General features: G+C 41.1%; 5 protein-coding genes. All 5 read left to right on the top strand.

Annotation, left to right across the window (positions count from 1 at the left end; genetic code table 11):
• Positions 1–31: 31 nt before the first annotated feature.
• The 5 genes from ABN764_RS06900 to ABN764_RS06880 all read left to right on the top strand — a co-directional run bounded on the left by ABN764_RS06900 (position 32) and on the right by ABN764_RS06880 (position 12,799).
• Entirely contained in the window at positions 32–1,165 is a 1,134-nt protein-coding gene (locus tag ABN764_RS06900) for an MraY family glycosyltransferase (RefSeq protein WP_268624079.1), read from the top strand.
• Positions 1,166–1,811: 646 nt separating this feature from the next.
• On the top strand, positions 1,812–5,819 hold the full coding sequence (locus tag ABN764_RS06895) for an S-layer homology domain-containing protein (protein ID WP_446671414.1): 4,008 nt from the start codon (positions 1,812–1,814) through the stop codon (positions 5,817–5,819).
• A gap of 614 nt (positions 5,820–6,433) precedes the next feature.
• Positions 6,434–9,460, top strand: a complete 3,027-nt coding sequence (locus ABN764_RS06890) for an Ig-like domain-containing domain (RefSeq protein WP_446671413.1) — start codon at positions 6,434–6,436, stop codon at positions 9,458–9,460.
• A gap of 146 nt (positions 9,461–9,606) precedes the next feature.
• Positions 9,607–12,183, top strand: coding sequence for a hypothetical protein (locus ABN764_RS06885; RefSeq protein ID WP_446671412.1), 2,577 nt, complete (start codon positions 9,607–9,609; stop codon positions 12,181–12,183).
• Between the two features lie 64 nt (positions 12,184–12,247).
• Entirely contained in the window at positions 12,248–12,799 is a 552-nt protein-coding gene (locus ABN764_RS06880; protein WP_446671411.1) for a hypothetical protein, read from the top strand.
• Positions 12,800–12,901: the final 102 nt, after the last annotated feature.

Raw genomic sequence — 12,901 nt, 5'->3', positions numbered from 1 at the left:
CCGGTAACATAAATGGGGGTTGAAACTACCGATGATGACCGTATACGCAATTGGTGGCTGCCTGGCAGCTCTGCTGCTTGCCACAGGATTAACGCCTTTAGTGAAGAAGTTTGCGATCAAAGTAGGTGCGGTTGACGTACCGAATGCGCGGAAAGTGCATACGCGCATCATGCCCCGCATGGGTGGTTTGGCTATTTTTGCGGCGTTCGTACTGACGCTGCTTGGACTTATGTTATTTATCCCTGATACACTGCTTGGTTCATCGCGAGATGCGAATCTTGTGAAGGCACTGCTTGCCGGAGGCTCCATCATTATACTGATTGGTGCACTGGATGATCGTGTTGAGCTGTCCGCGAAAGCGAAACTGCTCGGTCAGATTGTAGCTGCGTGTGTCGTGGTATTCGGATTTGATTTAACTGTAGACTTTGTAAATGTGCCGTTTGGCGATAAATATTTATTTATTGAAACATGGGTTGCAATTCCGCTTACGATCTTCTGGATCGTTGGTGTGACGAATGCAATTAATTTGATTGATGGCTTGGACGGACTGGCTGCTGGTGTTTCCGCTATTGCCATTGCTACCATCCTCGTCATGGCGATCTTTATGGGCAATCCGGTAATCATCTTGCTCTGCGCGATCTTGCTTGGAAGTATTATTGGATTCCTTTTCTTTAACTTCCACCCAGCTAAGATCTTTATGGGGGATTCCGGTTCCTTGTTTTTAGGCTTCAGCTTGGCTGTCTTGTCCATGCTGGGCTTCAAGCAGATTGCAATCATGTCGTTCATTACACCATTGCTTATTATTGGTGTGCCGCTGTCCGATACATTCTTCGCTATTGTACGCCGCTGGCTGCAGAAGAAGCCGATCTTCGCACCAGACAAAGGTCACTTGCACCATTGCCTGCGCGAACTGGGCTTCAGCCATCGCAAGACAGTGCTCATCATTTACGGGATTGCTGCATTCTTCGGATTGCTGGCGGTTATCCAATCCGTAGCCGCATCGCATGATGCGAACTGGGTAACGCTCGTTGTTATCTGTGTGTTGCTCGTATCGCTCCAGCTTGGGGCTGAAGTGATTGGTATCGTAAGTAAGACAAGAAAGCCGATGCTGAACATCCTGCACCGCTTGCGCATGAAGGTACACGCTGAATCACGTTCGAAATAACGATAGCCACAAGTCTTTTATGGGGACTTTGATGAAGTAAGAACGCAATTATAATGTATGTTGTAAATAGAACCTTTGCTCTTGAGTGGATCAGGCTTGTCCTGAACTACTCGGGGCAAAGGTTTTTTTATACTCGTCTATAGTGTCCAATATGTATTTCAATATGATATGTCCTTCTATGTCGGGCTGCTGGTTCTATATCAACCATTAGAATCCTATCTTCTATAGAGTTATTTTTCCTCTTTCTTGGCAACCTCATATAGGATCGTTTATGAACTTCTTTAGTAAACCATTGAAGTGTGAATCTATTCAATTCAACTACTTCGCTACTCCCTTTTAAACACACCTCAAAAAGAACCCTTTACAAGTATCTTGTAAGTAGGTCTGTTAAATCTTCTTTTTTTATCATCTGTAAGTGCTCAATAATTGCCCTCAATGTGTGCCTCTTAACTAAAGTCCTCTGAGAGTTCTACTTCCGCGAGCACCACAGTAAGTGTCCTTTCCCTTCTCTTTGTCTGTTCTCAATACAAACTTCGGAGTTTTGACTAAAATTTAGGACGAAATTAGCCGATAACAGAAATAACAAGTAAGAACGAGCCGATGGAGGCAACTCAGCTACGGTTCTATAATAAGGAGGCTATTAGCGTTGAAGAAACTGGTATCCATACTGTTGACGCTCGCGCTTGTCGTTACGCTTATCCCGGCATCACTCGGTACAGCAGTATCGACGGCATTCGCAGCAAGCGCCAACCACTTCGTATTTCCGAATGAACAGTATTCTCCTACATCTGCACGTATAACAAATAGTGAACGTGTGACGCTAGAAGGAACATTGAATGGCGTTAATGGAAATTCGATCTCTTATAGCGTGTACAAGCTAAATAAAAATCCTGATCCAAACGCGACGGATAAGTATTTAGTGGATCAAAACGACAAACGTGAAGGCCAAACGGCCAACATTATGATCAATGGTTCGAAAATCCAATTGTATAATTTGCAGTTGTATCCTGGATTGAACCAAGTAACATTCAAAGGCTTGCAAGGCATGTCGGATGTGTATGATTCCATCTTCATCGAGTATCGCAATGGTCCAACGATGTACGACATGTCCGTATCCTTGGATGGGAATGTCTATAACTTGAAAGAAGATGAGTCGACAATTGTTTACTCCGATGCTTCCCAAGGGAAAAAATCGGTGAACGTCAGCATCTCGGGTAAAGCACCGAATGCGGATAAGGTACAAATCGAAGTGAACGGACGAAGCTGGTCATTCGGCGTATCCAAAAGCAATGATTGGACGTTCTTTGCTTCTCCAATTGCCATTGAGCAAGGCCGGAACTTAGTTAAGATTAAAGTATTTAATGGTACACAATCGGTTGAAACAACAAGAGAAGTGGCATTTTTCAATGGTGATGTGACGTTCCATGATGTTCACATGAAGGAAAGTGGCGGAACAACAAAATATGATTTATCGCAAAGTCCTACGATTACTGCCGCAACTAACGGTGTAATTTATGGTCGCGTTCTTATCCCATACGATGCAACCAAGGCAAAGCCGACCAGCGTTGGTGTCGCATATGAGACGATTGAGACGGGCAGCGGTAATAAAACAAACGGAAATGCAACGAATGTGGTTGAGGTTTCCTCGAATCCGAAATTTGTGGAGTACTCATTTGAAATACCAGGCGCTGTTAAACAAGATGTTCGTACTAACATTACTTTGACTTCAACGAACTATGCTTTGTCAACTCCTTCATTGCAGAGTATGTCCGGATTCTCCGTATTGCTGAAGGATGCAGGCAAACCATATATCTATGCTGCTAATTACTTGAGCGGATATAACAATGCAATGACACCTGGGGAAGCTGTGGCGTTGCAAGGTGGAAAGCTGGATGGTGCTCAGTTATTCTCCATGCCGGCTGCGATTCAATTTTTAGTTCCTAATGGAAGCAGTCCAAGAATTTCGATCAAGTCTGTAACAGATGCATTAGGCAAAACGCAAGACCCTAGTTCTTACCATTTGAATCCTACGATTGTTGCCGAGGATGTTACAGTTGAAAATATCAATGGGGTGCCAACATCCATGAGTCGTGTTGTATACCTGATTGACAAGCTGCCAAGCACAGGGAAACAGACGATTGTGTTTGGCTTGGATGGCTCTACAGAAACATATACGGCAACGGTTACTCTTTTATATGGACCATATGTGAAATATGACGGTGCATTTGACGGCCAAAAGATTTATACGGATACAACAAATGCCCAGCGTCAGGATCAAGTCATGAAAGAATTACAGAACTTGGCTGGTCAAATCTACAATATTGCCAACGAAAATGAGCTCGAATATTCAGGGACGAAACAAACGGTATTTTTCAGTATCAATAATACAACCTTGGAACTGGCTCAAGGCGCAACAAAGAGTCAGTTCAAAATAGTAAACCAGCAAAAGGCCTTTGATGCGTTGTATATGGGAGACAACAAAATCAAATTTGTATTCCGTTCCCAAAAATCGCATTACGAGAACACAATTACGGTAACACTTATTCCGACTAACTTACCGGTTATTCCAGCACCTGAGACCGACGGAATCTATCCATACAGTACAACGTATCCAGAACCGAAACCGAATGATCCTCGCTTTGAGAAAAAAGGCGGCGTTTATCTGACTCGTGAAGCGCAGATGAATGTGTACGGGACATTCGACTTTGTGGATCTTGGAAAAAACAAAGCTGAAATTGAAGCGAAAATTGCAAGCCTGCGAGGAAGCGGTACTGCTAACGAGCTTCAGAATTATAAGCTAGTGATTCAATCTCCTGTCTTGAAGAACGATAAAAACCCATTAGGCAAAATAGAGTGGACATTGGAGAATATGTTCACTGACAAAAATGGGGATACGTACAATTCGAGTGCAGTAGTTAACGGCATATCAGTGTACTACGATAATGATAAACAATACTTTAGCTTTATTATTAAGGGCATAAGTCTTCCGGGAGATGGAACCCCTGTCGCAATGAACATGACTGTATTTAACAGTGGCGAAGGTGGCCCCCGTGCAACTTATCGTCTGGAAGTCGTACCAGTAGATGTGCCTTACACGATTTTGAAGCCAGCGCTTGAAAAACGAGTGGTTAACCAAAACTTTGTTGAAGTCATTATTGACTCGCCAGGTGCAGAAAAGGTAGTTATTAATAAAATTCCAGCAGAAAAAATTATTTACTACCCAAGCTATGACAAGACACAAAAGCCTTATGAAAATGCCTATCGTGCATTTGTCGTAGGACTTAAAGCAAATAAAGATAATAAGATTGAAATTGCCATTTCAAGAGGCAAGGATACCTTCAAAAATACGATTACGGTGAAGTACGTACCTACGTCAATTCCAGGGGCTCAGTATATGGAGCCAATGAAAAAATCACATAAGGTATTTGAAGGAATAGTAAACTTGACCTTCGAAAAAGGTGCGAATCTCGTAAGACGCGACTATAATGTGCCGCAAAACTTCAAAAACCAAGTATTTAGTGGCCATAATCTGCTATTCGCGATTGCGAATTCATTCGATGGTGAAGTAGATCGCCGTGAATTTGAGTATCAGCCAGCGAATTATGACTTGGCGAAGATAGAAGCAAAGAACATTTTCGAAGCAAGCTTCCCTGAACGCTTTATTAAGGCTGGTCCAGTTATTTGGATGGATCCAGGTCAAGCGGATGACATCAAGACAGAATCTGTCTATGACCCAATTAAGTATGGTGTTGAGCCTTATCAATATCCAGGTTCGCCAATTGAGATGTTCTATAAGCGTGACTTGCGTAATGAGCTTATCATGTCTAAACCAGGTAAATTAACACTGAGCTATGATAAAAACGTAACCGATGATGGTGGTCGCACTGTGAGTGTGTTCCGTTTTGATTCGGAATTACAGCAATGGGAGAACATTGGCGGTGTTGTAGATTCGAAGAAACATACCGTAACCGTTCCAATTACACGCTTTGGATACTATGTAGTTGGTAAGATGTCTTACTCTTATCATGATGTGGTACAACATCCATATGCACGTGATTTCATTGAAACGATATTTGCAAAAGGCGTTATGAATCCATTTGATCCATTCTCCATGTTTGGTACAGATATGTATGTATCTCGTGGTGAATTCACTCGTATGATTGTTCGTGCGAAAGAGATGCCATTGAATTATGACGGTAAGAAACATTTCAATGACGTCGTTGTACCGGCGGCTGATAAGATGAATACGATTAATGTGAATCAGCTGTGGGACTTCCGCTATGTGGAGACGGCTGCACGTGATGGTATCGTTCGTGGTGTTTCTCCGAATGAATTTGGTGGAGATTACTCTATTATCCGTCAGGATGCTGCGGTTATGCTTGCGAAAGCTTTGAATATGAAGCTTGAGACGAAGCGTGATAAAGTTCGCAAGGATCTGTTGAAGTATTTCCAAGATGCGGACAAGATTGATTACTATGCACAGCCAGCGGTGCTTGCTATCGCGAAGAAAGGCTTCATTACAGGAGTTCCGATTGACCCATCTGATCCGAAGAAGGGTTATGTATTCCAGCCATCTGCGAATATGCTCCGTGGCGATGCTGCTCTCATTATGGCGCGTGCTATGATTGATTTGAAGAAGCTGCCGAAGATGTAACATAGATTCAACGTGTACATCTTCGGGTAATAAGGAGAGAGCCGATTTTGCTCGGCTCTCTTCCTTTATATAATAGAAGATATTCGTTTTATTAGGATCATTGATCTGGTAAACATGTAATGAATCTACCTATGATCATATTCATGGGTGATCTGTCATTCAGTGGAAAACATTAGCCAGTGACTCCTTCTTAGCTTGGCGCTATACTAGGAGATGTATTCGTTAATGCATACATATAGATGAATTCAAGTATTGCAATATGTATAGCATATCCGTGTATATGCGTTACTGAATGTAATGAGCAAGACATTGTCTGAAATCTGCGAAAAAAATTTAAAAATAATTTTCCGTAGAGCGCAACTTTTTCGAAACCTGTGCGTTTAATATGATGAAGCTCGAATACAGTGGTTAATTTAATTATTGTTCCCTGTATTTCACAAAAATATACTTTACGCTAGGCAGTTGACATTGTATAATGTCTAGAGTGGTATGAGCATTTCTATTTATTTTCATTTGTTCCTAATCGATTACTAGTTTCTGTGGCATGTCCTTATGTTGCAGACTTCTTTTTAGATTACATTTCGCTCACTCTGAGGAAGGGGGTGAATCGGCGAATGAGGGAAATGAACTATCAAACTTCTACGCAACAAACTAAACAAACGAAGCAATTTAGAGGAGGAGAAAAAAAGGTTATGAAGAAAAGATTGGCCCTTCTGCTTTCCGTTGCTATGGCGTTCTCTATGTTCGCAAACGTAGCTTTCGGTGCTGACGCAGCTAAAACAACTCAAGAGAAATTTGATGCATTGAAAACTCAAGGTGTATTTAACGGTTATCCAAATGGAGAAGCTGGCCTTGATAAAGACATGACTCGTGCAGAATTCGCGAAAGTACTCGTGAAATTGTTCGGTCTGAAAGAAATCCATGGTGAATATTCTTACAAAGATAAAAACTATGGTAAAAATAACTGGGCAGCTCCATTCATCGAAGCTGTAACTAAAGAAGGCTTGATGCAAGGTAAAGATTTGGAGAAGAAGTTGTTCGACTTCAACGGCAAAATCACAGTTGAAGAAGCAGCTAAAACTTTGGTTAATGCTTTGAAACTTGAAGAAGTTAAAGACGCTCAAAACAACGCTTCTTCATGGGCTAAAGGTTTCTTCCAAGCGGCAGTTGACGCTGGTTTGTTCTCCAAAGATGCAAACCCTAAAGCGAACGCAACTCGCACTCAATTGGTAGAAGCAGCATATGCAGCTGACGAATTGACTAAAGGTCCTAAAGTAGTTTCCTACAAAGTAAAGGACTCCAAAACAGTTGAATTCACTATGTCCGACAAAGAAGTTGCGACAGTAACTTTGGAAAAAGCTCTTGAAGCTAACAAAGAAACTGAAGTAACATTCACTTACAAAGACAAAGCAGGTAAAGAGTTCAAGATCACTACTAAAGTGACTTACACTATTACTTCTGCTCAAAGCATCAAATCCGTTGCAGCTGAAAACTTGAAAGAAGTTGTTGTAACATTTGACGGTTCTCTCGAGCAAAAAACTGCTGAGAACAAAAACAACTACGAAGTTAAAGATATGAAAATCGAGAGCGTGACAATGGCACAAGACAAAAACTCTGTCACAATCTTGCTTGAAGAAAATGGTTCCGAAATGAAGAACCAAAAAGAAACTGAAGTGAAAATCAAAAACGTTAAGAACGAAGATGGTTCCAAAACGTTTAACGAAACAAAGAAATTCACTCCAGTTGACGTAAAAACACCTGAAATCAAAGAAGTTGTTGGCTTGGGTACGAAAGCATTCAAGATCGTATTCTCTGAGCCAGTTAAACGTGGCGATGCAGTTGCAGCAAGCAACTACAAAGTTGATGGCAGCTCGGCATCCGGTAGCGTTGACTACATGTATCCAAATGTAGTAATCGTGAAAAAAGATTTGTCCGTTGGTACTCACAAAGTGAGCGCAAGCAACATCACAGACTTCTCCGGTCTGAAGAGCATTCCAGCAGATAAAGAATTCACGATTGCTGAAGATACAGCAGCTCCTGAAATCGTGTCCGCAAAGACAACTGATTTGAATGAGCTTGAGCTTGAATTCAACGAAACTGTTCGTTCGATCGAGAAAGTGTACCACAACACTTCCGGCAACATTGGTAAGATTACTTACAAAGACAACAAAGTTAAAGTTGAATTCAGCAACAAAATGTACAATGGCGACAACACAATCTATGTTAAAGGTGCAACTGATTACAGCGGCAACAAAGCTGACCGCGAAATCAAAGTGAACCCAACATTGGATCAAACTCGTCCAGAAATCGTGAAGTTGGAAGTTAAAGAAGTTGGCGCTTTGAATAACCATCAGTTGGTATTGGAATTCAACAAAAAGTTGGATGCGGCAACTGCTAAAGACAACAAGAACTACACATTGAAAGATAAAGACGGTAAAGTTTTGGATAAGTTCGTTGGTACAGACCGCAACGGGCATCCAGTATCCAGAATCGATTACAACGAGTCCAACTACAAAGTGACAATTGACCTGAATGCCCAATTGTCCAACGAAACAGATTACATCTTGGAAGTAACTGGCGTTCGTGATACGGCTGCTTTGCAAAACACAATTATGCCTTATACACAAACGTTCACAGCAAAACAAACTGCTACAACAGGAATCGTTCGTTCTTGGATCGTTGAAGGAAACAATGAAGAGAACCTGTACGTTCAATTCAAAGAAGATGTTAAAACTGATGGCGATGGAAGCGCATTGATTAAAGAAAAATACATCTTTAACAACAGCTCCATCACAGATCATGATATTTCCATGATGACTGGCGATACTGTTCGCATTACTGCAAAAGCTGGAAAATTGGGTATCAAGAGAACTGGAAACAACGAATTGAGTGTTAGCCAAGTGGCGAATGCTAAGGGCGATTACATCAAACAAAACGGTTCTTACACGCTTTCTTATGCAGGTACTTTGGAAGATGCATTTGCTAACAGCATTAAAGTAAACAAAGTTAGCGCAGTTTCTACTAAAGAACTTAAAGTTGAATTTGGCGGCAAGATCAACTATGTTGTTCTGTCTGACTTCTCCGTAAGCACTAACTACGGAACATTCACGCCAAATGACTATGAGAAGAGCAATGACGGTTCTGTTATTACTCTGAAATTCACTGACAGAAACGAGCTTCCATCCAGCCTTTCTGGCGCTTATCTCAAAGTTGCACCAAATGCATCCACTGCTGATGTATTGAACGTTCGCGTTAAAGCAGGAGAATACAAAGTTGAGGACTACGGTAAAGTTAGACCTACAGCAGAAGTAAGCTCCCTGAATGTTAAATCCGTAACAGATACAACTTACTTGGCTGACATTCGCGTTGACACACCACTCTTTGTTGACTCAGCTAAGGTTAATGAAGTAGTTAAGGTGTACGTTAACAACAAAGAAGCTCAAGTAGAGAAAGTATTTGTTGAAAAAGGATACGAAAAGTTGCTTCAAATCCAATTCAAATACGCAGCAATTAAAGATGGAGATACTGTTCGTGTAGAAGTATTGGAAAAAGAAAACGATGTATACAAATCCATCGTTGATGAAAAAGATCATAGTGTTGCTTTGGATGGATTCAATACATCCTTGAAATTCAAGAAGTAACACTTTAAAGAAAGCCCTTCGGGGCTTTCTTTTTTTATACAAAGCTTACAACAATGTAACCCTCCAACTTGCTGAAAATCGCAACTTTCTCTTATCATTATGCGTTATACTATATATGTAGATTCTACGCATAGGAGGAAAGTAGATTGAAAAGAACAACCGCCATTGCGACAATGTTATCGTTGTCCCTCATTTTAGGGGCGTCAGCCTTCCCTACGGCAAATATTTATGCTGCAGATACAAAAGCTTCTAAACAACAAAGCACGAGCAAGCAAACAAAACCTGCGGCTAAACCGACGCCAGTACATACGCTTAGTGAGTTAAAGCCGGTTCGGTTGACTGCTAAAAGTGCAGTTAAACTGACGGATGTAAACATGTATAAACAAGATGAAAGTAATATTTTGACGTATACGTTAACTTATTATAATAATGAGCAGCGCAGCGTTCCTCTTATTGATTACTGGACAAAGGTTCGTACAAAAGGCGGTACGGTGTACTCTAGTGTATTGACAACAAAGGATAAAGAGAAAAAAGTAGTACCAGGTTTGTCTGAGATGAGTGTTACCTATTATGCAAAAGTAGCGAAGGGTCTCACCATTAATGATTTATTTTTTGATATCATAAAGTGGGATTTTAGCAAATCTGGTTTTGAAAACAGATTGGGTTCTTTTCAAATTCCAACATGGATGACTGCATCGACTGTTGTTGGAAAAAGCAGCACAGTACGAATGAATGACATTCCTATAAAAACAAGCATTGATCGAGTAACCTCGATGCTTAATGAAGACATGAATTATGTAAATGTTGCAGTAAATGTAGAAAATTTAGGCTTTAAAGCGTTGGAGAATCCAACTTACAAATACGTAATTAAAACAGCAAGCGGAAGCAGTTACCCTCTTGTACCAGATAGCGCAAGTAAGGAGTATAAGCTGCAGCCTAGCGAGAAAAAGACATTGAATTTCATGACGGCAATTCCTAAGAGTGTCGTTATCAAAAACTTGGAGCTTCAACTACTGACAGAGGATGAGACTGCAAAAATTAATCTGCCTGTAGCAACCTTAAAGTTGCCAGCTTCGAATGCAGCCACTTCTGTTATTCCAGCGAATAAAGAGCAAGTGATAACGATCGACAAGGCAAAGGTAAGCACTAAAATTTTGAACGGTTGGGCAAACCAAAGTTTTGAAGATAATGATATTACATTGACCTTCCAATTTGAAAATTTATCGAATCGTCCAGTGACGATACCAAAATATGAATTTGTTTTGAAAGGGCCAAACGGATTATCCGTGCCGATCCCTACAAAATCACTAGATAATTTGACATTGAAAGCGATGGAGAAACGACCAATTACATTGAGTGCAATGGTATCTACTGACGTACCTCTTGAACAATTAAAACTTCAACTCAATAAGCCTGGAGATTCCGAACAAAAGGATCCAACGAAGCCCGAAACGAATCAAAAGGACTCGAATTTCAAGTTCCCAGAAGGAACTTATAAATTGCCTGATCTTCAATCCATGCGTAATCAAACGGGAATTGAATACGATGTGCAGCATAGCAAAGGCAACCTTGGAATTACAATAGAGTCTCTACAACGTCTACCTTGGTTAGACGGGGATGTACTGTCAGCAAAATTAAAAATTAAAAACAAAGAAACGAAAACAATTCAGTTGCCAGCTTTAGAAGGTGTCTTTAAATTGGATACTTCCGGTGTATCTGGTAAAACACAAGTGATAAGCTCGAATGGTGCTTTAATCATCGGAGCGAGGGAAGACGTCGATGTATACATCGTAACGAAGGTACCAAGTTATATGGACTTCTCCCAAGTCCAAACGGCGCTAATGGAGAAAATAGGGGAGACGGATAGTGCCCCAATCATTCAGTTCACGAATGGAGGCAAGTTAAGCAAGTTGCCTGTCGTTGAATTTGGTAAAGTATACAATCTTACTACTCAAGGACGCAAAGCTGATATTGAAGTAAAGAACAGCAAGGTGTATGAAGGTGCCGTTGAACAAATCATTTATACGGATCTTGTTATGAAGAGCCAGGAAGAGCGCCAGACGATTTTATCTCAAATGGTAGCATACTATCGATCAGATGATGGACGCTACTATAAAGCAAATCTTTCCCAAGTGCAGGGTCCTACGAGTCCGCAAGGATTGAATGTCGTAACGGCATGGGTGAAAGTACCGAAAACGGTTAATAAAACAGATTTGCAGCTTATTATCGGTGAAGGAATTACCGAGAATAAACTGACACCTCCAAAGGGTGAGTCTGATGGATATATCAATGCAGTAGCAATGGATTTGAAAGTCGTACAGCCTACGGTTCAACGAGACTTTGTAAATCTTGATCTATTCCCTTATTCGTTGACTTTATACAATTTCTACGTGACTGCTAACAGAACATCCAACTTGTCCATCGAGTTCTCTTATGATATGACTCGTCAACTCGAGTACAATTTTGGTGAATACGGACACAAGCTAGTCATTGAAATTGTAGATTCTAGTGGCAAAAAATTCGAGAAAGAGGTTGATTTTGTTAAAGAATTTAAAGAGGGCAAGAACCAGTCATTCTCAACATCTATACCAGATGCCTTCTTTGAGAAAATCGAGAACGGTGGCTTCCAGCTAACCTTGTATGATGTATTCGATAAAGAGAAGATCAAGCTAGCTAGCCATGGTAGTGCATACAACATTAGAAACGCAAAAACAGCGGACTAAAACAATAAAGAAAACTCCCCTCGTAGAGGGGAGTTTTTGGCATAAGAAGTAGGAGGAGGAAAAAATGAACAAATTTACGAAGGTTATTTTATCTACAACATTAATAACAGGGGGAATTGTGGCAGGTTCTATTTTGGGTGTGAATGCATTCGCAGCAGATACAACCCCAGGAACATCTTCAGATCCACTTGTAACGAAGAGTTATGTGGATCAACAAGTTAAATCCCTTATCCAAGCTGAATTGAAGAAAGGCAATACAGGTAATGACACTACGAGCAAGGACAAAGATAACCCGAAGAAGGATCAGCCTGAGGGGGATACAACAAGCAATACGGAACTTAAAGTCGTAACGGTTAAAACTGGCCAGAAGCTTATTGCTAAGGCTGGAACTGAAGTCATTGTCCGCAACGGAAAGGCAGTCATCACAAGCCCGGATGAGAATGGGGTGCCGGATGTAACGGAAGGCACAGATATCAAGAGCGGGCAAGCGGTTGCGACGAACCACTTGCTGTTGTTCCCGCGTGATGGACGCGGTGTGATGCCAGATCCGCAGCAGGAGAATGGTTTAATTGTTATGGTACGCGGGGGCTATTCAGTAGTACAAAAAGCTGAGTAATTAACATGAGCTGGCAGGGCGGGCAACATTTCCTGCGGGTGCATCCTCCTAAATGAGGCACAATAATTATTACTGATGCATATATAACGAGGGAGGATATTA

Source organism: Paenibacillus wuxiensis, from assembly GCF_040195695.1.
GTDB classification, from domain to species: Bacteria; Bacillota; Bacilli; order Paenibacillales; family Paenibacillaceae; genus Paenibacillus_B; species Paenibacillus_B suaedae.
The sequence above is the reverse complement of the archived record's forward strand: the minus strand, read 5'-3'. Positions and strand labels throughout refer to the sequence as shown.

Excerpts from the sequence above, each read along its gene's own strand:
- ABN764_RS06900 (WP_268624079.1), top strand. The coding sequence starts at position 32 with ATGATGACCGTATACGCAATTGGTGGCTGCCTGGCAGCTCTGCTGCTT.
- ABN764_RS06890 (WP_446671413.1), top strand. The coding sequence starts at position 6,434 with ATGAGGGAAATGAACTATCAAACTTCTACGCAACAAACTAAACAAACG.
- ABN764_RS06880 (WP_446671411.1), top strand. The coding sequence starts at position 12,248 with ATGAACAAATTTACGAAGGTTATTTTATCTACAACATTAATAACAGGG.